19 protein-coding genes are annotated in these 24635 nt (G+C 70.5%); 9 read left to right on the forward strand and 10 right to left on the reverse strand.

What is annotated here, in order from left to right; all coding sequences use genetic code 11:
- Nucleotides 1-26 precede the first annotated feature (26 nt).
- Both TU31_RS12305 and TU31_RS12310 read right to left on the reverse strand, forming a co-directional pair.
- Nucleotides 27-257, reverse strand: a complete 231-nt coding sequence (locus TU31_RS12305) for a chaplin (protein ID WP_042153302.1) — start codon at nt 255-257, stop codon at nt 27-29.
- A gap of 204 nt (nt 258-461) precedes the next feature.
- Nucleotides 462-2165, reverse strand: coding sequence for a purine-cytosine permease family protein (locus tag TU31_RS12310; protein WP_245698509.1), 1704 nt, complete (start codon nt 2163-2165; stop codon nt 462-464).
- Between the two features lie 294 nt (nt 2166-2459).
- Here TU31_RS12310 and TU31_RS12315 point away from each other — a divergent pair, with 294 nt between their 5' ends.
- Entirely contained in the window at nt 2460-3854 is a 1395-nt protein-coding gene (locus TU31_RS12315) for a tetratricopeptide repeat protein (RefSeq protein WP_042153304.1), read from the forward strand.
- Nucleotides 3855-4015: 161 nt separating this feature from the next.
- Nucleotides 4016-5374, forward strand: coding sequence for a vanadium-dependent haloperoxidase (locus TU31_RS12320; protein ID WP_042153306.1), 1359 nt, complete (start codon nt 4016-4018; stop codon nt 5372-5374).
- 96 nt (nt 5375-5470) lie between these two features.
- Here the strand turns inward: TU31_RS12320 and TU31_RS12325 are convergent, their stop codons facing one another.
- Entirely contained in the window at nt 5471-6832 is a 1362-nt protein-coding gene (locus TU31_RS12325) for an MFS transporter (RefSeq protein WP_042153307.1), read from the reverse strand.
- 235 nt (nt 6833-7067) lie between these two features.
- Here TU31_RS12325 and TU31_RS12330 point away from each other — a divergent pair, with 235 nt between their 5' ends.
- The 4 genes from TU31_RS12330 (at nt 7068) to TU31_RS12345 (ending at nt 12220) form a co-directional block, all read left to right on the forward strand.
- Nucleotides 7068-8108, forward strand: a complete 1041-nt coding sequence (locus TU31_RS12330) for an NAD(P)-dependent alcohol dehydrogenase (protein ID WP_181018585.1) — start codon at nt 7068-7070, stop codon at nt 8106-8108.
- A gap of 36 nt (nt 8109-8144) precedes the next feature.
- Nucleotides 8145-8933: a DeoR/GlpR family DNA-binding transcription regulator gene (locus tag TU31_RS12335; protein ID WP_042153310.1), complete on the forward strand. Its 789-nt coding sequence runs from the start codon at nt 8145-8147 to the stop codon at nt 8931-8933.
- Between the two features lie 232 nt (nt 8934-9165).
- Complete coding sequence (locus TU31_RS12340) at nt 9166-9741, forward strand: AMIN-like domain-containing (lipo)protein (RefSeq protein WP_042153313.1); 576 nt, start codon at nt 9166-9168, stop codon at nt 9739-9741.
- A gap of 217 nt (nt 9742-9958) precedes the next feature.
- Nucleotides 9959-12220 carry a HelD family protein gene (locus TU31_RS12345; RefSeq protein WP_042153318.1) on the forward strand — a complete coding sequence of 754 codons (2262 nt, stop codon included), beginning with the start codon at nt 9959-9961 and terminating at the stop codon, nt 12218-12220.
- Between the two features lie 19 nt (nt 12221-12239).
- On the opposite strand, the gene TU31_RS12350 is transcribed toward TU31_RS12345, so the two are convergent.
- The 6 genes from TU31_RS12350 to TU31_RS12375 all read right to left on the reverse strand — a co-directional run bounded on the left by TU31_RS12350 (nt 12240) and on the right by TU31_RS12375 (nt 19915).
- A complete protein-coding gene (locus tag TU31_RS12350) occupies nt 12240-12794 on the reverse strand; it encodes a GNAT family N-acetyltransferase (protein WP_042153321.1) in 555 nt (184 codons plus the stop codon).
- 204 nt (nt 12795-12998) lie between these two features.
- Nucleotides 12999-13880 (reverse strand): carbohydrate ABC transporter permease, encoded by an 882-nt coding sequence (locus tag TU31_RS12355; protein ID WP_042153325.1) that lies wholly within the window; start codon nt 13878-13880, stop codon nt 12999-13001.
- Nucleotides 13877-15280 carry an ABC transporter permease subunit gene (locus TU31_RS12360; RefSeq protein ID WP_042153327.1) on the reverse strand — a complete coding sequence of 468 codons (1404 nt, stop codon included), beginning with the start codon at nt 15278-15280 and terminating at the stop codon, nt 13877-13879. Before TU31_RS12360 ends, TU31_RS12355 begins: the two co-directional genes overlap by 4 nt.
- A gap of 19 nt (nt 15281-15299) precedes the next feature.
- Complete coding sequence (locus TU31_RS12365) at nt 15300-16634, reverse strand: ABC transporter substrate-binding protein (protein WP_042153330.1); 1335 nt, start codon at nt 16632-16634, stop codon at nt 15300-15302.
- Between the two features lie 64 nt (nt 16635-16698).
- Nucleotides 16699-18438 (reverse strand): glycoside hydrolase family 13 protein, encoded by a 1740-nt coding sequence (locus TU31_RS12370; RefSeq protein WP_042153332.1) that lies wholly within the window; start codon nt 18436-18438, stop codon nt 16699-16701.
- A gap of 205 nt (nt 18439-18643) precedes the next feature.
- Nucleotides 18644-19915, reverse strand: coding sequence for an ABC transporter substrate-binding protein (locus tag TU31_RS12375; protein WP_042153334.1), 1272 nt, complete (start codon nt 19913-19915; stop codon nt 18644-18646).
- A gap of 195 nt (nt 19916-20110) precedes the next feature.
- On the opposite strand from TU31_RS12375, the gene TU31_RS12380 reads away from it, so the two are divergent.
- The 3 genes from TU31_RS12380 to TU31_RS12390 are packed head-to-tail and all read left to right on the forward strand — an operon-like array spanning nt 20111 to nt 23731.
- Nucleotides 20111-20617 carry a PadR family transcriptional regulator gene (locus TU31_RS12380; RefSeq protein ID WP_042153336.1) on the forward strand — a complete coding sequence of 169 codons (507 nt, stop codon included), beginning with the start codon at nt 20111-20113 and terminating at the stop codon, nt 20615-20617.
- Complete coding sequence (locus TU31_RS12385; RefSeq protein ID WP_042153338.1) at nt 20614-21375, forward strand: ABC transporter ATP-binding protein; 762 nt, start codon at nt 20614-20616, stop codon at nt 21373-21375. Before TU31_RS12380 ends, TU31_RS12385 begins: the two co-directional genes overlap by 4 nt.
- A 4-nt stretch (nt 21376-21379) precedes the next feature.
- The gene (locus TU31_RS12390; protein WP_042153341.1) at nt 21380-23731 is read left to right on the forward strand and encodes an ABC transporter permease; all 2352 of its coding nucleotides are present in this window, start codon (nt 21380-21382) and stop codon (nt 23729-23731) included.
- 99 nt (nt 23732-23830) lie between these two features.
- Here the strand turns inward: TU31_RS12390 and TU31_RS12395 are convergent, their stop codons facing one another.
- Entirely contained in the window at nt 23831-24466 is a 636-nt protein-coding gene (locus TU31_RS12395; RefSeq protein ID WP_042153343.1) for a CAP domain-containing protein, read from the reverse strand.
- Between the last annotated feature and the right edge of the window lie 169 nt (nt 24467-24635).

The following is a 24635-nucleotide window of genomic DNA, read 5'->3' on the forward strand; positions in this document are numbered from 1 at the left end:
TCGTGCGCCGCCCCGGTGTCAGCCGGTCAGCAGGGGGTGCCGAAGACGGGGTTGAACGCCCCGATGACGCTGACGGTGTTGCCGCAGACCTGGACCGGAATCTGGACCGGGATCTGGATGTTGTTGCCGGACACCACCCCTGGTGAGTCGAGAGCGGCACCCCCGGCGCCGCTGTCGGCGCCGGCGGCACCCGCCCCGCCGAGAACGACGGCGCAGGCGCCCGCGGTTACCAGAGCACTCTTGATCCGGTGAGCCATCGGTCGGTCTCCTAACTGGTGGAGGAACTGCGGCTCATGGCGATGCGGTCCGGTTGACCACACTGCGCCACGGCTGTGAGCCGCCCGTGCACAAGGCTGTCGTTCCCCACCGGTTCCCGCTCCAGAGACACCGGGCCTGAAGAGCAGACTTTTAGGTGATATGGCCTTCCGTGTTGACGTTCCGACGGCCGGCCCGCCGCCGTGTCAGGTGCGGTCCGCGGGCAGCAGATGGGCGCCGGTCCGGTCGGTGCTCGAACACAGGGAGCAGACCATCGCGCCATGGTTGTGGCAGGCGGTGAGGTCCGGGCGCTCGAAGTCCTGTCGGCACACATGGCACGGGAACGTCGTCGAGCTGGGGTTGCCGTCCTGGTCCAGCAGCGGAGCGTCGATCCCGTCGGAGGTGCGCCGCAGGTAGAACCTCCCCCGGGTCAGGACCGCCATCAGCGGGGTGACCACGAAGGCGATCACCGCCGCCGCGACCGGGGAGTACGGCTGAAGCGTGTCACCCAGGGCATGGAAATACAGGGCGATGGACAGTCCGGACGCGGCGACGAAGGCCACCACGCCCACGGGGTTGACCGCGTACAGCATGCCGCGGCGGAACTCGGGGGCGTGCGGGGAGAGTTTCAGCAGGTACTTGTTGACGATGATGTCGGTGGCCACGGTCACGATCCAGGCGATGGCGCAGTTGGCATAGAACCCCAGGATGTTGTTGAGGAAGCTGAACATGTCCGCTTCCATCAGGATCAGCGCGAAGGCCAGGTTGGCGAGCACGAACACCATCCGGCCCGGGTAGCGCTTGGTGACCCGGGTGAAGGAGTTCGTCCAGGCCAGCGAACCGGAGTAGGCGTTGGTGACGTTGATCTTTATCTGGCTGATCACGACCAGCGCCACGGCCAGCGGGATGACCAGCCAGGACGGCATCATCGCGGCGAAGGCGCCGGTGAACTGCTGAATGGGTTCGGTGGCCGAGGCCGCGCCCACCTCGGCGAGGATGTAGACGGCCAGGAAGACCCCGATGGCCTGCTTGAGGGCGCCGAGCACCACCCACCCGGGGCCGGCCATCACCACCGCCGTCCACCAGGCCCGCTTGTTCCGCTCGGTCTTGGGCGGCATGAAGCGCAGATAGTCGACCTGCTCACCGATCTGCGCGATCAGCGACAGACACACGCCCGCACCCAGCAGCACCGAGGCCGTATTGACGCCACCGCCGCCCTGCGCGCCCGTATACGAGAGGAAGGTGTGCACCGTACCGGGGGCGGTGGCGACCAGGTAGACGAGCGGGCCCACCATCAGCAGCAGCCAGATCGGGGTCGTCCAGACCTGAAGCTTGCTGAGTGCCTTCATCCCGTAGATGACCAGCGGGATCACCATGAACGTCGAGATCACATAGCCCAGCCACAGGGGCAGGCCGAAGCCCAGCTTCAGGCCCTGGGCCATGATCGAGCCTTCGAGGGCGAAGAAGATGAAGGTGAAACTGGCGAAGATGACGCTCGTCAGCACCGACCCGTAGTAGCCGAAGCCGGAGCCCCGGGTGATCAGGTCCAGGTCGATGTTGTAGCGCGCCCCGTAGTAGGCGAGCGGGAAGCCGGTGACGAAGATGACCACCGCGGCGACGAGGATCGCGGCCAGCGCGTTCCCGGTGCCATGGGTGAGCCCGATCCCCGCACCGATCGAGAAGTCGGCCATATACGCGATACCGCCGAGCGCCGTCGTCGCCACCACCATCGGCGTCCACCGGCGGTAACTGCGCGGGGCGAAGCGGAGGGTGTAGTCCTCCAGGGTCTCGTTCGCCGCCGTGTCGGCAGGCGCGGGAGCCTCGACGGACGCGGGGGCCTCGACGGGCGCCTCAGCGTGCGGGGGCCGCCGGCCGCTGTCAGGGTCTGTCACACGTGGCGCGACACTCATGCCGGACCTCCTGAAGGTGCGTGGGGAATGCGGTGCCCTGTCTCGCCCATGGCGCGGGCGGCCGTGTCCCGCGCGACGGCGTTGGCGGAGCGGGAGCGTGGTGCGGCGTGCGCACGCGCCGGCGGGCGAAGGGCGGCGGCCGTGCACGGCGCATCGGGCCGGTGCCCATGGCAGGGACATTAGGCAGCACGTGTTTCCCGCAGCGACTTCCCAGATGAACCCGACGTTTCCGCCGTGGCTCCGGTCGCGGAGCGGGTAAGGATGAAGACCCGCACTCAGCCCGCAGGAGCCACCATGACAGCGGACCGCCACGGACATCTGATGAGTGACACCGGCCCCGAGGCCCTGGCCTCTTACGAACAGGCCCTGGACGACCTGCTGTTCTTCCGGCCGCGGGTCGCGGAGGCCGCACAGGGCGTACTGGCCGCGGCGCCGCGGTCGGTGATGGGGCAGACGCTGGCCGCGTATCTGGGCGTACTGGGTACCGAGGAGAAGGACGCCGCCGCGGCACGTGACGGCTTCGCCAACTTCCGCTCCGGTCTGGACACGGCCGGTGTGACGCCTCGGGAGCGGATGCATCTCGCGGCCGCAACGGCCTGGCTGGACGGCGATCTGCACGGTGCCGGCCGAATCCTCGGTGACCTCACCATCGCCTATCCGCGCGATGCGCTGGCCCTCTTCGCCGGGCATCAGCACGACTTCCTCACCGGGGACGCCGCGCGCCTGCGGGACCGCGTCGGCGGCGCCCTGGACGCCTGGGACGAGGACGACCCGCACCATGGGCCGCTGCTCGGCATGTACGCGTTCGGCCTGGAGGAGTCGGGCCATTACGAACGTGCCGAGGAGGTCGGTCTGGCGGCCCTGGAGCGGCATCCGGGCGATGTGTGGGGCATTCACGGTGTGGTGCACACCTACGAGATGCGCGGGCGCTTCACGGACGGCATCCGCTTTCTCGACGCCCGGACCGATAACTGGTCACAGGCCAGCCTGCTCACGGTCCACAACTGGTGGCACTACGCCCTCTTCACACTGGAGGCCGGTGACACCGCCCGGGTACTGGAGATCTATGACGCGGCGCTGCACCACGAAGGGTCGGCGGCGGTGGCGATGGAACTGCTCGATGCCGCAGCCCTGTTGTGGCGGCTGTATCTGGCAGAGGACGACCAGAGCGCGCGGTGGGCCCGGCTCGCCGACGCCTGGGAGAGCCGCCACGACGGCCCCCATTACGCTTTCAACGACGCACACGCGGTGATGGCCTATGTAGGAGCGGGCCGTGTCGCCCAGGCGCAGCGCCTCGTCCACGACCGGGAACACTGGGTGGCGACGGAGCCCAGCGGGTCGAACCGCGCCATGACGGCCCAGATCGGACTGCCCGTCTGCCGCGCCCTGATCGCCTACGGACAGCACGACTACGGCCGGGCCACCGATCTGCTGCTGCCCGTCCGGCACCGGCTGCACCAGTTCGGCGGCAGCCACGCCCAGCGGGACGCGATCCAGCGGACCCTCGTCGAGGCGGCCCTCCGTGCCCGCCGTACGCAGCTGGCCCGTACGCTGCTCAGCGAACGTATCCAACTGCGCCCGATCTGCCCGTACAACTGGTCGGCCAAGGCCCGGCTGGAGGAGCAGCTCGGCGACCCGGTACGCGCCGCGGCCGCCCGCGAGCGCGCCGCCGCACAGGCGGCGACCTGAGCTGCGGTGGGACGCCCATGGGCGCACCACGCGCAGCGGTGCGCCCTGGACAATCCGGGCCCGCGCCGCCTGCGCCAGGAGTGGTACGGCCGTGCGCGGGCGTACGCGCATCCGGCGCCGCCGAGGCGTGACCCGTCCTCCCATCGGCTGTTAAGTCGGTTATGGATACTTCTCGTTCGGTCAGACGAGCAGTCATCGGCGCGGTCACCGCACTGCTGGTCCTCGCCCTCACCGCCCTGGCGGGCCCCACAGCCACCGCCGACAGCCACCGGCCACCGGCCGCGGACCCCGCCGCGATCCGTGACTGGAACGTCATCGCCACCGACACCATCAGCGCCAACCTCGGCCCCACCCGCCCCTCCGGACAGGTCGTCATCTGGCACGGGTTCGTCTCGGCCGCCGTCTACAACGCCGTGGTCGGCATCCAGCGCACCTACGCCCCGTACAAGTGGCGGGCCCGTGGCCCCGTCACCGCCTCACCCGAGGCGGCGGCCGTGACCGCCGCCCATCGCGTACTGGTCACCTACTTCCCGGCCTCCCAGGCCTCGCTCGATGCCGCGTACGCCGGTTCGCTCGCGAAGATCCCCGACGGCCGGGCGAAGCGGCAGGGCGTGGCCTTCGGGGAGCGTGCCGCCGGCCACCTCATCGCGCTGCGTGAGGACGACGGCCGGTTCGCACCGGTGGAGTTCACCGCGGCGCCCGCGCCCGGTGTCTGGCGGCCCACCCCGCCGGCCCATCAGCCCTTCATCGACCCCTGGCTCGCCGTATTGCGTCCCCTGCTGCTCACCTCTCCGGCCCAGTTCCGTCCCGGGGGGCCGCCCGCGCTGTCCTCGGCCCGCTATGCCCGGGACGTGAACGAGGTGAAGACGATGGGGGCGAAGACCGGTTCGGCGCGCACCGCGCAGCAGACCGCCACCGCCCTGTTCTTCGGGGGCAATCTGGCGGCGCAGTTCCAAGCGGCGTTCCGGGACCACACGGCCCGGCACCACCTGGACATCGCGGACACGGCACGGCTGTTCGCCGCGGCGAACGCGTCGGCAACCGACGCCGTCGTCACCGCATGGGACGCCAAGCTCCACTACGGATTCTGGCGTCCGATCACCGCCATCCAGCTGGCCGACACCGACGGCAATCCCGCGACCGACGCCGACCCGCAGTGGCAGCCGCTGCTCGTCACACCACCGCACCCCGACTACCTCAGCGGCCACACCACGGTCGCCGGCGCCGTGACCCGGACCCTGACCGGGATCCTCGGCACCACTCACCTCGACCTCAACGTCCCCTCCGAGATCACCGGCACCACCCGCCACTATGACGAGGCCGACCAGCTCAACGAGGACATGATCAACGCCCGTGTCTGGGCCGGGATCCACTTCCGCACCGCGGACGTCGTCGGATGCCAGACCGGCAGCCGCATCGGCGTCTGGGCCCTCACCCACTACTTCCGCCCGCTGCGCTCGGCAGGTCTGCACGCCGTGCCACCGGCCCGGCCGAACTGTCCGAGTGACAGCGCGAGTTGACCGGATCGCCGGCGCTCGCCGATCTCCGGACGCGGGGGCCAGGGCCGACCGGCCTGCACGTGCCCGGCCGGTCGGCGAGCGAAGCGGCAAGGCCCGTCAGTGACGGCCCGCGGGAATCCTCGTGCCGTCGGCTGCCGGTGCGGGGGACGGTTCGGTGGGCGGCGCGGTGAACTCCGGGTCGGGTTCGAGGAATCGGATCGCGACCGCGGTGGCGAGATGCAGCAGGGCGAAGATCCAGGCGATGCCCTGCACACCGACCGGCCCCAGGGCGACGGCGACGACGGCCGGCCCGGCGAAGGTGCTCGCGCCGGCCCCCAGATTGAGTGCCGACATGGCCTGGCCCTTGTGGCGCGGTGCCAGTGCGGGCACCAGTGCCGAGATCGGGACGTAGCCGGCGAGGGCGATGCCGTAGAGGGCGGCGGCGACCGCGCAGGCGACGAAGTGCGGGCCGGCCAGGACCGGGACGTAATACAGCGCCAGACAGGTCACCGCGCAGGCCACCGCGCCGAACCAGGTCATGGTGCGCTGCCAGCCGAGCCGGTCGCCGACGGCTCCGAAGAACAGGTTGGCGAAGATGTTCGCGGCGAACATCACGCTGAGCAGACGCAGCCAGGCCGAGGTGCTGAAGCCGACCGTCTCGGTGAAGAAGAACGGCAGGCAGACCAGGAAGCCGAACTGTGAGCCGGTGCTGAAGACGCGCACCGCGGCGCCGACGGCCACCCGTGGGCGGCGCCGCATGATCGAGACGCTGCCCGCCAGCGTCCTCAGCGGATTCCCGTCGTCCGGGGCGAGACCGGAGCGGCCGGTGGGCTCGCGCACCAGCAGCAGGGCGACCAGACCGCCGAGCGTCACGAGGCCGAGCGCGAGCCACAACGTCCGGTAGGAGCCGGCCAGCGGGATCGTGGCGCTGGCGACCAGTGAGCCGAGGGTCGGCAGCCCGCCGGTGAAGGCGAACCAGTACCAGCCGACCGCCGTTCCCAGCCGCTGCGGTGGGGTCGCCGCGGTGACCCAGACCAGGAAGCCGTAGGCGAACAAGGGGTAACCGAAGCCGCGTAGCCCGTACAGGAGCAGTAGCAGCGGATAGTTCATGGTGGGCAGTGCCACCGTCAGCAGGAGCACCTGGAAGACGAGCCAGATGGCGAAGCCGGCGGTCATCACCCGCCGTGGCCCCCACAGGTCGGACAGCGCTCCCGAGAGCCAGGCGCCGATGGCGACCGTGACCCCGTAGACGGTGATGACCACCGCCGCATCGGCCTTGGCCAGACCTTGGTCGGCCAGGTACTTCGAGAAGAAGCCGGTCTCCACCCCGTCACCTGTCATGAACAGCAGGACTCCGACGAAACCCCAGGTCAGGGCGGGAGGTATGCCCAGGCGGGCGGAGCCGGAGCGACTGCGGCCGGCCGGCGGGGGGCCGGTGTGCGGTGTCCGTATCGGCCGGCGGCGGACGGAGCTGCTCATGGGCTCTCCAAGGGAGCTTTACCAGGGGGACGGGGGAGGGTGCACCGATGTGCCGTGCAGACGGTGGGCCGGCGCAAGTCTTCTCGTATTTTGTGAGAAGTCAAGGCTCCTCTGATAGAAAAAGAGGCGGTACGGTGCTGAAGCCAAGGGGCGACGCGGCAGCCCGCCGGTCCAGCGCCGGATCGCGCGACGTCCCCCACACATCGCCACACCCCGAGGGAGCCGTGAGCCCGTCATGACCGCCACATCCGGGATTCCCACCACCATGCGCGCCGCCGTCCTGCACGGACCCGGGCAGCTGAGCCTCGCCGAACGCCCTGTCCCCGAGCCCGGCCCGGGAGAGGTCCTGGTCCGTGTCGAGGCGGTCGGCACCTGCGGCTCGGATGTGCACTACTACCGGCACGGACGCATTGGCGACTTCGTCGTACGGGAGCCGCTCGTCCTCGGACACGAGGCGGCCGGTACGGTCGTCGCCTGCGGGCCGGGCGCCGACACCCGCCGGATGGGCCGGCGCGTCTCCATCGAGCCCGGCACCCCCTGCGGCAGCTGCGGTGAATGCCGTCCGGGCCGCTACAACCTCTGCCCGGACATGCGCTTCCTCGCCACGCCGCCGGTGGACGGCGCCTTCTGCGAATACCTGGCCGTCCGCCAGGACTTCGCGCACGAGGTCCCCGACTGCCTGACCATCGAGGACGCCGCACTGCTGGAGCCGCTGTCGGTGGCCGTGTGGGCCTGCCGCAAGGCCCGGGTCGCACCCGGCGACCGTGTCCTGATCACCGGTGCGGGACCCATCGGCCTGGTGACCGCCCAGACGGCTCGGGCCTTCGGCGCACGGGAGGTCATGGTCACCGACGTCCTCCCGCACCGCCTCGCCCTCGCCCGCGCCGCCGGCGCCACCGCCCTGGACGTCTCGGCCACCCCGCTGCGCGACGCCGGCTACACCCCCACCGTCCTCCTGGAGTGCTCCGGCGTCCCCGCGGTGAGCGGCGAGGCGATCCGTACGGTGGGCCGGGCCGGCCGGGTGGTCCTCGTCGGCATGGGCGGGGACGAGATCCCGCTCCCGCTGAGCCGGGTGCAGAACCGCGAACTGGAACTGACCGGCACCTTCCGCTACGCCCACACCTGGCCCACCGCGACGGCCCTGGTGGCGTCGGGTGCGGTCCGGCTCGACTCCCTGGTCTCGCACGGTTACGGTCTTGCCGAGGCCGAGAGCGCACTGACCGTCGCCACCCACGACGCGAGCGCCGTGAAGGCCGTCATCTACCCGCAGCGGTAGCCGCTGCCGCTGTCCGACCTGAAAGGGGCGGCCCCGATGGCTTCCACACGGTCGTCGCTGGCCGAGGTCGACCGGCGACGGCAGGACGTACTGGCCCATGTCGTCGAACACGGCGAAGTCCGCATCGACGAACTGGCCAGACACTTCGGGGTCAGCCTCGCGACCATGCACCGCGATCTGGACCAGCTCGCCGAACGCCGGCTGCTGCGCAAGGAACGCGGCCGGGCCGCGCCCTTTCCGAGCCTCACCATGGAGACCGCCACCCGCTTCCGCATCGGCGTGAATCATCCGGTGAAGGAAGCGCTGTGCGCCGCCGTCGCCGACGAGATCCGGCCCGGCAGCACCGTCGTGCTGGACGATTCGACCACGGTCTTCCCGCTCGCGGCCCGGATCGCCCGGACCGAGGCGGTCACCGTGGTCACCAACTCCCTCGGTGTGGCCCGGCTGTTCGATGAGACGCCGGGCACCGACGTGACGCTCCTGGGCGGTCGCTACCGCGGCGAATTCGGCTCCTGCGTCGGCCCGGACGTACTGCGCGGTCTCGGCCGGATCCGCGCCGACCTCGCGGTGATGTCGGCGGTGTCCGTGCTCGGCGGCCGCCTCTTCCACCCGATCCGTGAGTACGCCGAGATCAAGGAAGGCATGCTGGAGTGCGCGCAGCGGTCGCTGCTCCTGGTGGACCACAGCAAGTTCGGCAAGACCGCGACGCACGCCTACGGCGACATCGGCGACTACGACCGTGTCGTCACCGATCGCGGCACCCCGGCAGAGGAGTTGACCGCACTGCATCGCAGCGGGGTGACCGTCGACGTGGTCGACGTCTGACTGATGTGACTCCGGGGCGGGGCGCATCTCCGCGGCGGACGGCCCCTGCGGCCGGTGGGCACCTCCGTTGCGGCGGCGCAATCCGACTGACGGGCGCCCGGTGCCAGTACCTCCGCTTTCGCGACAACATGGCTCCTCCGTCGGCCAAATGCGGACCGGCGCACAACGTCCCCGCCCCTGCGCCCGTCCTACCGCACGCATCTGTACACAGGCTCTTCTCAGGAGGTAAGTGATGCGACGGTTGGGGACAGTGGCCGCGGCGTTCGTGCTGGCGGGCGTCGGGGTGGCGGGCACGGCCGGGGTGGCCGGGGCCGCGACCGGCCCGGTGGGTGAAGCCGCCCCGGCCACGGCCTGTTCGACCGTCTGGGGCAGTGGCAACAAGTCGGCCACGGACGCGAACGCGATGCCGCTGAAGAACGTCAAGACCAGCCGGAACGCCTGCTACGACCGCATGGTCTTCGACATCGGCGGAGCGGGCGGCAAGGTCGGCTACCACGTCGGGTATGTCGACGCGTTCCACCAGGACGGCTCGGGCGAGAAGATACCGGTCAAGGGCGGCGCCATCCTTGAGGTCTTTGTGTCCGCGCCCAGCCATGACCCGGCGACCGGTAAGCAGACCTACGCCGGGACGGCCGGCAAGCCGCTGCCGGGGGTGAACCTCGCCGGATACCGCACGTTCAAGGACACCAAGTTCGGGGCGAGCTTCGAGGGGCAGACCCAGGTCGGCCTGGGCGTGCGCGCCAAGCTGCCGTTCCGGGTGCAGCAGTCCGGTCACGAGCTGATCGTGGATGTCGCGCACACCTGGTGATCCGGCGCACCCCGAAGGGCCGTCCGGTGCCGCTGCGCTGAAAAGCGGGAGCTGACACCGGCGGCTCCGAGGGGAGCTCCTGCCGGACAAAAAGAAATACCCCGGACCGAGTTGACGGCCGGGGTATTTCTTTGGGTATATTGAGAGCTTCTGTGTTTTGGAGAATTCAAACCAAAAACTCACCCTACATACCGAACTGTATCCGAGCGGAGCTGAATTGTCAAACGAGGAATGGCAGCACGAGCAGGAATTCATCGATCTGCTCTATGACCGCCTCACCGAACTACGGGACCTGGCCGAGACGGCGGTGCACACCGCCGTCCAGTCGCCGGAAGGCAACCACGCCCAGATGCGGCTGGAGCGCAATGTCCTGGTGGCTGAACAGTCCGGTCTGCTGGCCGCCTTCAATGCCGGGGAAAATGGCCTGTGTTTCGGTCGGCTGGCATTCCGCGACGGCCGCGATCACCACATCGGCCGGATCGGTATCCGGCGCGACGACCCGGACCGTACCCCGCTCGTCATCGACTGGCGGGCCGAGGTCGCCCGCCCGTTCTACCTCGCCACCGGTCACACACCGATGGGGCTGCGCCGCCGGCGGCACATCACCACCGAGGGCCGGCGGGTCACCGGGCTGCATGACGAGATCATGGACCTCGCCGACGCCGTACGGACCGGGCACGAGGGCACCGACGGGGACACGGTGCTGCTGGCAGCGCTGGACGCCGCGCGCACCGGACGGATGCATGACATCGTGCAGACCATCCAGGCCGAGCAGGACGCCATCATCCGCGCCCCGCACCACGGCGTCCTCGTCGTGGAGGGCGGCCCCGGCACCGGCAAGACCGTCGTCGCCCTGCACCGCGCCGCCTATCTGCTCTATGCGCACCGTGAACAGCTGGCCCGGCGTGCCGTGCTGATCGTCGGGCCGAACCCGGCGTTCCTCAGCTACATCGCGGAGGTGCTGCCCTCGCTCGGCGAGACCGGAGTGCTGCTCGCCACGCCCGGCGAACTCTTCCCGGGGGTCACCGCGACCGGGACCGACACCCCCGAAGCCGCCGAGGTCAAGGGCCGTGCGGCGATGGCCGACGCGCTCGCCGCGGCGGTCCGGGACCGGCAGGCCCTGCCCGACTCCGTGATCGTGATCGACCATGAGGACGGCGAACTGCGGCTGGATGCGGGCATGGCACAAGAGGCGCGGCGCCGGGCACGGGAGACCAGGCTGCCGCACAATCTGGCCCGCCCGCACTTCGCCTTCCGCGTCATCGACGCGCTCACCGGGCAACTGGTCGACCGGATCGGTGCGGACCCCTTCGGCGGGCCGAACTTCCTCGGCCCGGACGACATCGCCCAGCTGGGCAAGGCCATCGCCACCAGCGCCGAAGTGCACGGCGCCATCGACGAGTTGTGGCCCGAGCTCACCCCTGAACAGCTGGTTGCCGACTTCCTCGCCGAGCCCGTCCACCTGCCGGACGCCGATGCGGACGCCATCCGACGGGTGGACGGGGAGTGGACCCCGGCGGACGTGCCGCTGCTGGACGAGGCGGCCGAACTCCTCGGAGAGGACTCCTCGGCGGCCCGTGCCGCCGCCGAGGCGGAGCGCCAGGAGCTGATCGACTACGCCCAGGGCGTGCTCGACCTCTCCTACGGCTCCCGCACCCAGGAGTTCGAGGACCGCGACGACGAGGAGTCGGAGGTGCTGGCGGCGCACGACCTGGTGGACGCGGAGTTGCTCGCCGACCGGCACGAAGAGGCCGACCACCGCAGCGCCGCCGAACGCGCCGCGGCCGACCGGACCTGGGCGTTCGGCCACATCATCGTGGACGAGGCACAGGAACTGTCCGTGATGATGTGGCGGTTGCTGATGCGCCGTTGCCCGACCCGTTCGATGACACTGGTCGGCGATCCGGCGCAGACCGCCGAGCCCGGCGGCTGTGGCTCCTGGGAGACGATCCTCGCGCCGTATGTGGGCGACCGCTGGGAGCACGTCAGGCTCGGCGTCAACTACCGTACGCCGACCGAGATCATGGAGGTCGCGGCGCAGGTGCCCCGGTCCGCCGATCCGTCCTTCGCGCCGCCGCGCTCGATCCGCTCCACCGGGGTGCGCCCATGGGCGCACCGTACGGACGACATCCCGCGCGTGGCTGCCGGGGCGGTCGCACGGGAGAGCCACCAGGACGGCCGCCTCGCGGTGATCGCCCCGCCCGCCCACCACGAGGCGCTGGCCGCCGCCCTCCCGGACGCCTCCGCCGGACCTTCCCCGGACCTGACCCGTCCGGTGGTGCTGCTCGGCCCCCGGCAGGCCAAGGGCCTGGAATTCGACTCCGTGATCGTGGTGGAACCGGCGGAGCTCGGTGCGAGCGATCTGTACGTCGCGCTCACCCGGGCGACACAACGACTGGGCGTGATCCACACCGGGGCACTGCCGGTCGGGTTGGAGACCCTGGCCGCAACCGGCTCCCCGACCCCGTCGGCTCCCTGACGGAACGGCCCGGACGGTCTCATCCCCGCTCGGCGGCCCGCCAGTCTCCGGCGGCGATCCGGTACAGCACGCTCCGGCGCAGCGGGCCGTCGGGCACATCGGGATCGTCGAAGTCGTCGGCGGGGTTGCGGGTCATGCCGAGGCGGCGCATCACCGCCTGTGAGCGGTGGTTGGTGGTCGGCGTCACCGCGAGGATCTCCGGCAGGCCGAGGGTGGTGAAGCCGAAGGCCAGGGCGGCCGCGCCGGCCTCGGTGGCATACCCGTGCCCCCAGGCCGCGCGGGCCAGCCGCCAGCCGGCCTCCACACCGGTGAACGGCATGTCGTCATCCACCGGGTCCAGACCGGTGAACCCGATGAACTCCCCGGTGGCGCGCACTTCGAGCGCCCACCATCCCCAGCCGCGGTCCGCGAGATCGGCCTGGAAACCGGCGACGGATGCCGCGCTCTGCTCCGGCGTGAGCACATCCGGGAAGTACGCCCGGACCTCGGGATCGGCGTTCATCGCGGCCCAGGGGCCGAGGTCGGACTCCCGCCAGGGGCGGAGCAGCAGGCGCTCGGTACGCAGTTCGGACATCGCGCCAACCTAGCCCGGACGCGTACCGGTGGCGAGCGAATAGTGCGCGACCCTCGGACGGCCGTGCCCGGGTCGGGCCCGCACTCGCCGTGCACCCGTCGCACAACGGCCCGGCGCGCGACACGATGCTGAACACGTGCCGCGCGCCGTCCCCTCCTGGGCCAATCCCTCGACTCACCCGACCGGCCAGGTAACCGGACCGGTCTATTTGACCGAACCGGCCATGATGCCCTGAACGAAATGCCGTTGGAACACGAAGAACACGATCAGCGGCACGATCAAGGACAGAAATGCACCGGGCGCCAGGACCCCGATGTTGCTGCCGAACTGCCTCATCTGCGACTGGAGGGCCACGGTCAGCGGCTGTGACTCGTTGTCGGCGAAGAGCAGGGCGACCAGCATGTCGTTCCAGACCCACAGGAACTGGAAGATGGCCAGGCTGGCGATGGCGGGCCGGCCCAGGGGCAGCACCAGCTGGGAGAAGATCCGCCATTCTCCGCCGCCGTCCATCCGGGCGGCCTCCAGCATCTCCTTGGGGATTTCCGCGAAGTAATTACGCAGCAGGAAGATGGCGAACGGCAGACCGTAGGCGGTGTGGAAGAGCACCACACCGGGAATCGAGCCGAACAGCCCCAGCGCACCGAACAACTTGGCCACCGGCAGCAGTCCGATCTGCACCGGCACCACCAGCATGGCGACGACGACCAGGAAGATCCAGTCCCGGCCCGGGAACTCCATCCAGGCGAAGGCGTATCCGGCCAGCGCGGCGATCACCACGACGGCCAGGGTGGTGGGCACCGAGATCAGCACCGTGTTCCAGAAGGCCTGGACGATGCCGGAATCCTTCAGCAGCGACGTGTAGTTGTCGAGCGACAGCTGGCCGGGTGTGGTGAGCGCGGTCCACCATCCGCTGCTCGCGTTCGCCTCCTCCGTACGCAGCGAGGAGAGGAAGAGCCCGGCGGCGGGGGTGAGCCAGATCAGACCGATTACGAGCAGGAACACCTGGATCACGCCACGGCTGAGCCACTTCGCCGGCCGGGCGGCCGTCCGCCTGCGGGGGGCCGCGGTTCCTTGAGCGGTGGTCATGACTGGCTCCTGCGGAAACGTCGGATGTTGAGGGCCATGGCCGGGACCACCAGGAGGAGCAGCAGCACGCCGAGGGCGCTGCCGAGTCCCTGGTTGTTGCCGCCGCCGAAGGAGACCAGCCACATCTGGAGGGCCAGGACATTGGCGTCCTGCTGTACGGGACCGGGGGCGATGATGTAGACGAGGTCGAAGACCTTCATCACATTGATCACCATCGTCACGAACACCACGCCCAGGACCGGCCCGAGCAACGGCACGGTGATCCGGCGGAAGACCTGCCATTCATTGGCGCCGTCCATCCGGGCCGCCTCCAGGACGTCCCGCGGCATCGAGGAGAGCCCGGCGCCGATGAGGACGAGCGCGAAGCCGGTCCAGATCCACATGTAGGCGCCGATGATGGCGGGGGTGATGAGGGCCGGGCCGAGCCAGGAGATGCCCTCGTACGGCGGGGCGAAATCCTTCGCGGGGAGCTGGACGGCGTACGACCCCGGGGCCAGATGAGGCAGACGGTAGGAGCCGTCCGGTGCGGTGGTCGCCGTGGCCACCACCTTGCCGTGCGAGTCGACCGCCTCGACGGAGAGCGCGGGCAGCCCGCGTTCACCGCGGTCCACCCTGCCGGGCTTGCCGCCACCGCCGGGGGTGAAGTCGAGGTAGACCACACCGCGCAGTTCGCCGTCGGCGGCATGTGACGCGGCGGCCGGTGCGGCGGGGCGTGCCTGGGACGGCATGTCCTTCGGCGCGACGCCGACCAGGCCGAGGTTGACGGTGTTTCCGGGGCCGGTGCGGTGCGCCGTCCGGTAGGAGCCGTCATGGCCCTTGGTCAGCTGCTTGTCGCCGAGACGCACCTTGGCGGTCGGGAAGGAGGTGGACTTCCCCTGGGCACTGTCGTGGATGCCGACGGTGACCGCGTTGAGCACACCGCGCTGCGGATCCTGCTCGTAGGCGAGCCGGAAGATGATGCCGGCGGCGAGGAAGGAGATCGCCATGGGCATGAACATCAGCAGCTTGAACGCCGTCTTCCAGCGGATCTTCTCGGTCAGGACCGCGAGGACCAGGCCGAGTCCGGTCAGCAGTGCGGGGGCGAAGACCACCCAGATCGCACTGTTGCGGATGGCCCGGAGCGTGGCGGGGTCCTGGAACATCGCGGTGTAGTTGTCGGCGCCGACGAAGGTGTCGCCCGAGGCGTCGTACAAGCTGCGGATGACCGAGAACACGATGGGGTACGCGACGAGCGCGCCCAGCAGCAACAGTGCGGGAAACAGGAACACCGCGGCGATCCGCCGGCGGCGCCGGACCGCGCGCCGCGCGGGGGCGCTCGCCCCGTCGGGTGTGCCGCCCGGGGGGTGGGGCGCGGTGCCGCGCGTCGAAGCGGGCGGCACCGCGGGAGTGGTGACAGGCATGGGATCGGGCCCTTGGTCCTTACTTTCCGTACGCCTTGGCAGCGGCGGCCTCAAGCTTGCGCGCCGTGGCCTCGGGGTCCGAGGGGTCGCGCAGGAAGTCCTGGAGCAGCTTCCATTCGCCCGCGCCCTGGGTGCCGCCGAAGGCCGCGGGGGCCTGGTCGGACATGTCGAAGCGCACGGAGTTCCCGGCGTCGGTCAGCGACTGGGCGGCCTTGCGGGTGACCTCGTCGTGGTACGCGCCCGCGGGCACCTTCTTGTTGGGCGAGATATAGCCGCCGGCCTTGGCCCACACGCCGGACGCCTCGGGCGTGGCCAGGTACTTCACCAGCTCCATGGCGGCCTTCTTGTGCTTCCCGGCCTTGAGCACCACGGCGGCGTCACCGCCGCTGACCACCGGCGCCTTGCCCTTGTCGACCGCGGGGAAGGGGAAGAACTTGGCGTCCTTGCCGACCTGCTTGTGCAGCTCATCGGTGATCAGTGCGCTGACGAAGTCGCCCTCGTAGACCATGGCCGCGCCCGGCTCCGGGCCGAAGACCTGCTGGACGGACTCGGGGAAGTCGGTGCGCAGCGCGCCCGAACCGCCGCCGGCCACCAGGTTCTTGTCGCCGAAGAGCTTGCCCAGCGTGGTGAGCGCCTTGACCACGGTGGGGTCGGTCCACGGGATCTTGTGGGCGGCGAGCTTGTCGTAGTTCTCCTGCCCGGCCTGGGAGAGGTAGATGTTCTCGAACCAGTCGGTGAGCGGCCAGCCGGCCTCGCCCGCGACGGAGAAGCCCGGCACACCCGAGTCGGAGAGCGTACGGCCCGTCTTCAGCAGGTCCTGGTACGTCTTCGCGGGCTTGACCCCGGCCTGTGCGAACGCCTCCGGGCTGTACCAGACCGTCGACTTGTGCGAGGCCTTGAAGTACAGGCCGTAGTAGGTCTTGTCGACCGTGCCGTAGTCCTTCCACACCTGCGCGAAGTTCTTCTTGGCCTCGGCGGCGATCTCCGGGGAAAGGGGAGCCAGCCAGCCCTTCTTGGCGAACTGCTGGAGCACGCCGACCTGAGGCACCATCACCACATCGGGGGCGTTGCCGCCCTCGACCTGGCTGCCGATCACCGTGGAGACATTGTCGCCGGTGGAGGAGAAGGTGACCTTCGCGCCGGTCTTCTCGGAGAACGCGTCCAGGACCTTCTTGAAGTTCTGCTGTTCCACACCGGTCCAGACACCGGCGACGGTGATGTTCTCACCGCTCAGTTCCTGCTTGCCGCCCCCGGCGGAAGCCCCGCCGCCGCAGGCGGTGGCGGAGAGCGCCAGGCCGAGCACGGCCGCGCCGGACAGGGCGGCTCGGGTGTGTCGTACTGCGGGTCGTCTCATCGTGGGATTCCCTTCGGGAGAACTGCGGAAGAGTGCAGAGGCGTGGAGGTCGGGTTGTCGGGGGCTATCGGGATTCGGGGGTGCCCATCCACCAGGCGGCGGTGGAGCCGGGGAGCGTTCCTGCGGGGCAGTCGCCGCTCGCCAGCAGCGGGACACCCGGTACCGGGGCCGGCACCGGCTCGGTGCCGAAGTTGACGGCGCAGACCAGGCCGTCACCCCGGACGAACGCCAGGACCTGGGGCGGGGAGTCGAGCCAGCGCAGGGTGCCTTCGCCGAGCTGCGGAAGACTGCGGCGTAGCGCCAGCCCCTCGCGGTACAGGTGCCAGAACGAGCGGGTGTCGGCCAGCGCCCGGTCCGTCGCGTGGTCGGCGAACCATTCGGGCTGCGGCAGCCAGGGCCGTGCCGCGTCGGTACCGCTGGTGAAGCCGAACGGCGAGGCGTGCCCGGACCAGGGCAGCGGCACCCGGCAGCCGTCGCGGATCTTCTCGCGGCTGCCCGTGCGGTGGTAGATCGGGTCGGTCAGGACCTCGTCGGGCAGGTCGACGACCTCCGGCAGGCCCAGCTCCTCGCCCTGGTAGATGTACGCCGCGCCGGGCAGCGCCAGCATCAGCAGCGCGGCGGCACGGGCCCGCGCCGGGCCCAGCCCGCCCGCGGACTCGGCGAGGCCGGCGCCCCCGGTCTCGGCCGCGTACCGGGTGACGGTGCGGACCTGGTCGTGGTTGTTGAGCACCCAGGTGACCGTGGAGCCGGTGCCCGCGATATCGGTGAGCGCCTCGGAGATGACCTTGCGGAAGGTGTCGACGTCCCAGCGCGCGGTCAGCAGATGGAAGAAGAACGCCTGGTGCAGTTCGTCGGGCCGGACGTAGGCGGCCTGCTCGCTCGGTGTGCGCACGGAGACCTCGCCGACCAGCAGCCGGTCGCGGCCGTCGTGGGCCGTGTACTCCTCGCACAGCGCGCGCCACTCGCGCCACACCTGGTGCACCTCGGGCTGGTTCCAGGCCAGCGGGTTGACCGAGTCGCGGGTCCGCTCGTCGGCCGCCGGGTCGGGGGAGTCGGGCAGTTCGGGGTGCTTGAACAGCCCGGCCGCCACGTCGATACGGAAGCCGTCGACCCCACGGTCCAGCCAGAAGCGCAACACGCTGTCGAAGTCGGCGCGCACGGCGGGGTTGCGCCAGTTCAGATCGGGCTGCTCGGGCGTGAACATGTGCAGGTACCACTGGCCCGCACCGCCCTCCGCCTCCGTGACCCGGGACCAGGCGGGGCCGCCGAACATGGCCCGCCAGTTGTTGGGCGGCAGCTCACCGTGCTCCCCGCGCCCGTCGGCGAAGTGGAAGAGCGACCGTGCCGCGCTGTCCGGACCGTCCGCCAGGGCGGCGCGGAACCACGGGTGCTCGCTGGAGCAGTGGTTGGGGACGATGTCCAGGAGCACCTTCAGGCCCAGCCGGTGGGCGTCGGCCACCAGGCGGTCGAACTCGGCGAGGTCGCCGTATACGGGGTCCACCTCGCGGTAGTCCGCGACGTCGTAGCCGTGGTCGTGCTGGGGGGAGGGGTAGAAGGGGCTGAGCCAGATGCCGTCCACCCCGAGCTTCTTGAGGTACGGCAACCCCGTCCGCACACCGGCCAGATCGCCGATGCCGTCGCCGGTGCTGTCGAGGAAGCTGCGGACGTAGACCTGGTAGATCACCGCGTCGCGCCACCAGCGCTGTGCCGTGTTCCGGGTCGCGGCCCCGGTGGCCGGACCGGGGAGGGAGGGGGAGGGCGCGGAGTCGGCGGAGGAGCCGTTCCCTGCCGTGGCTATGAGCATCTGCCGTGATCCCGTTCTTGCCTGGGCATGCCGTGCGGCTGCAATCGCTGTTATGCATGCATGTTAAGTAGGCATGTCTTTTCGGTGTCAACGAAATGGTCGAAAGTCGCTGCGAGATGCCCGAATTTGCGGGGAATTATCCATCCTGCCTGTACTTAACAAGTAAGTAGAGCGGGGGTGAGGGAGGCGCTGAGGAGCTCCGAGGTCAGCCGCGGCCGACGAGGGCCGTCAGCTCGCGCGTCAGACGCGCGACGGTGGCATCCGTGCTCCGCCGGTGGAGCAGCGCGTCATGCATGACCGCCTGCACCGCCAGGCTCACCTGGTCGTACTGCGGGCTCTTGATCCGCGGCTTGGCCGCCAACACGGCCCGCTGGAGCGTCGGAAGGTACGGGAAACGCCGCACCAGATCCGGGTCCTTGTACAGATCGGCCCAGACCGGTGGCAGCGCGCCCTTGGTGAGCACCCGGCGCTGGACCGACTCGGTCGTCAGATAGGAGATCAGCTCGGTGGCCGTCTTCTGGTGCCGCGACTGGGTGTTGACCGCCAGATTGGAGCCGCCCAGCGCGCTGGAGCCCGGCCCGTCGGGACCCGGCAGCGGCACCGCGCCGACCTTCCCCGCCACTTCGGAGGGCCGGGCATTGGCCAGCGCATAGGCGTACGGCCAGTTCCGCAGGAACAGCAGCCGGCCCTCCTGGAAGTCCTTACGGGACTCCTCTTCCTTGTACGTCAGGGCCCGCCGCGGGATCCAGCCCTCGCGCACCCCGTCGAGCAGAAACGACAGCCCGCGACGGGCTGCGGGGGAGTCCACCGTCACCCGCGAGCCCTCGCCCGCGAGCACCGTGCCGCCGGCCGACTGAACGGCCTCGACGACATTGGCGGTCAGCCCCTCGTACGGCAAGAACTGGCCCGCGTAACCATCGAGCCCGTACTTGGGCGCGACGGTCTTCGCGAGGTGCGCCAACTCGTCCCAGGTGCGCGGCGGCCGCGCACCCTCCCGGGCGAGCACGTCCTTGCGGTAGTAGAGCAGCCCGGCATTGGTCACATAGGGAACCGCGTAGAGCCGCCCACGGAAGGTGGCGGTGTCCACCACGGGAGGAAGGAAGCGCTTCAGCGGGAACTGGGCACCGTCCACGGGCTTGATCCACCCCGCGGCAGCGAACTCCGACGTCCACGCCACATCGATGTTCAGCACATCGAAGCGGTCGCTGTGCGCACGCAGCTCGGTGACCATCTGCGCCCGCACCTCGTCGGCCGCGTCCGGCAGCTCGACCAGGGTCACCTTCTCGCGCGGATGCCGGGCGTTCCAGCCGTCGAGGACACCCCGCAGATAACCCGTGAGGTCCCCGCCCGTCACCAGAGTGATCGGGCCCCGCCCGTCCGAACCGCCCGCCGGCTCCCCGGCCCGGGCGCCCGCATTGCCCGCGAACAGCAGGGCGCAGACCAGCAGAGCCCGGCTTGCGGCACGCTTCCACCGCATGGGCTCCTCCTTGAACCAGGCGTCGACGGGACACTGGACCGACAGCCCGCCCCATGTATACCTGTTAGCCATGCGGGATACTAGATCCCGCAGGAAGATGTGACAGCGACCCGGCTCACAGCCGTATGGGGTCAGATGACCGGCAACTAGGGCTGTCCGACAGAACGCCCCGGTGCGGGGAGGGAGAGGGAGAGCGTGCGGCTGCCACTCCTGGCATTGTTGGTCAGCGGCCCCGCGCACGGTTACGAACTCAAACAGGGCCTTGAGAACCTCCTGGGCGCCGCATACCCTCAGCCGAACGTCGGCCAGATCTACGTCACCCTGGGCAGGCTGGAGAAGGCGGGCCTGATCGAGGGAGAGGACGTCGAGCAGTCGGACCGCCCGAACAAGCGCATCTACCGGATCACCGCGGCGGGCCGCGAGACGGTGGACGCCTGGTTCGAGGAGCCCACCGCCGAACCACGGGTCCGGGACGAATTCTTCATGAAGCTCGCCCTGGCCCCCCACACCGGGACCGCAGACCAGATCGCCCTGATCAACAAGCAGCGCCGCCACTACCTCAACACCATGCGTGACCTGTCGAAACTCGCGGCGGGTGAGGACCGGGAGAACCGGGTGGCACAGCTGCTGATAGAGGGCGCGATGCTGCATCTCCAGGCGGATCTGGACTGGCTGGAGCGCTGTCAAGAGGAGTTGGAATGAACCGGGACGAGCCGTCCGGCCCGATAGTCCGGGCAGCCGGGCTGGTGAAGACCCACCGGCCCGAAGGCGCTGCCCCGGTCCACGCGGTACGTGGCGTCGACCTCAGCATCGAACGCGGAGAGTTCGTCGCCCTCACCGGCCCCTCGGGAGCCGGCAAGTCCACCCTGCTGCATCTCCTCGGCGGCCTCGACCGCCCCGACAGCGGCTCCCTGTGGCTCGACGGCCGCCAGGTCGACGCCTACAGCGAGGCACGCTGGGCGGTGCTGCGCCGCAACCACATCGGCATCGTCTTCCAGTTCTTCAACCTCGTCTCCAACCTCACCGTCGCCGACAACGTCGAGCTCCCCGCGCTGCTGGCCGGCCGGTCCCCGCGGCAGGCCCGCACCGACCGCGCCGAGCTGCTCGACGAGCTGGGGCTGACCGGCAAGGAGAACAGCACCCCGGGCGAACTGTCCGGTGGTGAGCAGCAGCGCGTCGCCCTGGCCCGCGCCCTGGTCAACACCCCCAGCCTGCTGCTCGCCGACGAACCCGCCGGCAGCCTCGACAGCAAGGGCACCAAGGAGGTGCTGCGGCTGCTCGCCCGCTTCCACCAGCGCGGCCAGACGATCCTGCTGGTCACCCATGACGCCAGGATGGCCAGCGCCGCGGACCGGGTGATCAGCTTCTTCGACGGCCAGGTCGTCGACGACGCACACCTCGGCGACACCCCGAAGCGCCCCGCGGCCGGTGTGGCCGACGTACTCAAGCTCAAGGGCTGACCCGGTGCGAGCAGCGGCGCGCTGGACACAGGCGCATCTGACGGCACACCGCCCCGCGGCGGTGCTCACCGCGCTGGCCACCGCCGGGATCACCATCTCGCTGCTGCTGGCCACCGCACTGTTCGCCTATGCGGCCGACCCCTGGCAGCGGGCCTTCACCCAGTCCTCCGGCGCCCACGTATGGATCCACACCCAGGGCGGCGCCCCCGCCGGATCGCTCGCCGGCCTGGACGAGGTACGGGCCACCTCCGGCCCCTTCCGTACGGTCCGCACCACGGCGAGCCTCCAGCCCGGCGACGCCAGGGCAACCCTGGAACTGCGCGGCGCGGCGAAGCGCCCCACCACGGCCGCGCCCCAGATCGTCGCGGGCCGCTGGCTGGATGCGGACACCGACGCGGGCACTGGCGCGGGCGCCACCAAGGGCATCGTCCTGGAGAGCTCGGTGGCCCGCGCCATGTGGGCCAAACCGGGCGACACCATCGTGCTCAGCGGCTTCGCGGCACATCTGCGCGTGGTGGGCGTCGCCGACACCGCCGAGGTCACCTTCCGCGCGGGCGAGACCCCGGGCGTGGCCTGGGTGCTCCCTTCCACCCTCGACGCCTCCGACGCGGGCCGCGACCAGCGCGGACGCACCATCGGCCTCCAGCTCGGCGACCCCGCGGACACCGACTATGTCGTCCAGCGGGCGGTCACCCAGCTCGGCGCCGACCAGATCACCGATGTCTCCACCTGGCGGCAGGCCAAGGCCGAGGCCGAAGGCGACAACCAGCTGCTCGGGCGGCTGCTCGGGCTGTTCGGACTCGGCGCGCTGCTCGCCGCCGCCCTGGCGGTGGGCGGCGCCATCAGCACCAGGATCCGCGGACATCTGCGGGACATCTCCATCCTCAAGGCCATCGGCTTCACGCCCGGCCAGGTGGTCCGCATGTTCGTCGCCCTCCACCTCGGCCTGGCGCTGCTCGGCGTCGCCCTCGGGGCGCTGCTCACACAGCTGGTCGGCACGCTGGTCCCCGGGCGGATCGGGGAGGCGATGGCCCTGTGGCGGCAGCTCCCCGGGCACGCCTGGCTGACGTTGGTGATCTCCGGCGGTGTGGTGGCCTTCATCGGCGCGGCGACCTGCCTGGCGGCGTGGCGGGCCGGGCGGGTATCTCCGGTGCCCGTCGCCCGCGCCGCCACGGCCGCCGGTGGCCGGGCCTCCGCGCTCACCCGCCGGGCCCTGGGTCTCAGGGTCCCGCCGGCGCTGGTCCTCGGCTGGCGGGGTGCCTTCCACCGTCCGCTGCGCTCCTCGGCGGCCGTGGCGCGGCTGGCCGTCCCGCTGCTGCTGATCACCATCGCGCTGGGCGCCTGGACGACGCTGGACCGCTTCAGCTCGCACCCCGAGAACGTCGGGCTGCCCGCGGCCCTCACCGCGCGCTCCGACGCCCTGGACGACCGCCAGCTGCGCCAACTCCTCGATTCCCAGCGGCAGATGACCGCCTACCCCGGTGCCGAGGTCCAGGCGCTCGTACCGGGTCAGACCGGGACGATCACCCTGCGCGGACTCGGCACGGACGCCCGGCCGTACCCCGGCGCCGTGGTGGAAGGGCGCGCCGCCCGCGGCCCCGACGAAGCGGTCGCCGGACAGGGCCTGCTCGATCTCCTGGACGCGCGGGTCGGCGACTGGGTCCGGATGACCGTCGCCGGACGCCCGCATGTCCTCCATATCGTGGGCCGCAGTATCGAGACCGCCGACGGCGGCCGGGTCGTCTCCACCACTCTGGACACGCTGCGCGAAGGCGACAGCGACGCTGTGGCGCCCGGAGCGTCCGCCCCGCCTCGCCCGGATTTCTACCAGTTGGTCCTGCGTCACGGCGCCGACCCGGACTCCGTGCGGGAGGCTCTGTCCAAGGCGTCCGCCGGCCGTCTTGAGGTACGCGAGATCCCCAACCCGGCCGACCAGCTGTCCGCGGTCCGTGCCGTCAGCGTCGGGCTGATCGCCGTACTGACGCTGATCGGGCTGGTGGAACTGGCGACGACGGTCGGCGCCGGTGTCCGTGACCGCAGCCGCGACCTGCTCGCCCTCCGGGCCGTCGGTCTCACGCCACGCCAGATCACCGCGGTCATTGTCTCGGCCACCGCCTTCATCACGCTGGCCGCCGCGCTGGCCGGCACGACCCTGGGCGTCCTCGCCTCCCAGTGGCTGATCGACCTCCAGGGCCGCACCAGCGGCTGGGGGACCGGCATCGCCCAGCGCCCCGCCCCGGGCATCCTTCTGCTGGTCATCGTCATCGCCGTCCTCATCGCCGCGACGGCCACGGTCCTCCCCGCCGCCCGCGCGGCACGACGCCGCCTCGCGGACTCGGCCACGGATCTGCTCTAGGCGCATGTTCGGGGGCCCGCACCGCCCTCCGCCCGGACAGCGCGAGGCCCCCGACCGGAAAACGGTCGGGGGCCTTCATGCGCTCTGTGCCGATGCCCGCTAGCGCGCCGTACCGAAGTCCTGCGTCCAGTAGTCGTCGGGCTGGGCATGGCCGACGCCGATCTCCTTGAAGGAGCAGTCGAGGATATTGCGCTTGTGGCCGGGGCTGGACATCCAGCCCTTCATCACGCTCTCGGGCGAGGAGTAACCGTAGGCGACGTTCTCGCCGTAGGAGCTCCAGTTGTAGCCGGCCCGAGTGATCCGGTCCTCCGGGGACGAGCCATCGGAGCCGGTGTGCGACATATTCCGATGGTCCGCCATGTCCTTGCTGTGATCCTGCGCGGCCTTTGTCAGCTTTGCGTTCACGGTCAGCGGCGAGCAGCCGGCCTTGCGGCGCTCACTGTTGACGAGTTCCACCACCTGGGCCGTGGCGCCGGACGCCGTGGTGGTGGCCTTCGAAGCGCTCGGGGACGCGGTGGGCGCCGGAGAGGTCTTCGCGGCCGGCTTCGACCCTCCATGGGATTTCGACCACCGGTGCTCGAAGGAGGCGTCCTTCCACTCGCCGCGGTGCCAGTCGCCTGCATTCTCCTGCCCGTTCAGACAGGCCATAGCGGCAGAGGGCACGCCCACGGCGCCTATGGCGAGAGCAGCAATGGTTATCTGCCGATAGCGCCGCGTTCTGCGATGTTTACTCATGCGTGACCTCACTCGGTAATTGCGGAGCGTCCACGGCGCGGCTGGCTCTGTGCAATCCCCGCGCCTGAGCTGCGAAGACGCCTTGCGGGTCGTCATTCTTGGGGCCGCCGTAGGACAAGGCAACGCAGCTCAGTACTACTGCGCCTCGTAGTACCCGAAGGCCCTTGTC

Source organism: Streptomyces lydicamycinicus (assembly GCF_000829715.2).
In the GTDB taxonomy this organism is placed as follows: Bacteria; Actinomycetota; Actinomycetes; order Streptomycetales; family Streptomycetaceae; genus Streptomyces; species Streptomyces lydicamycinicus.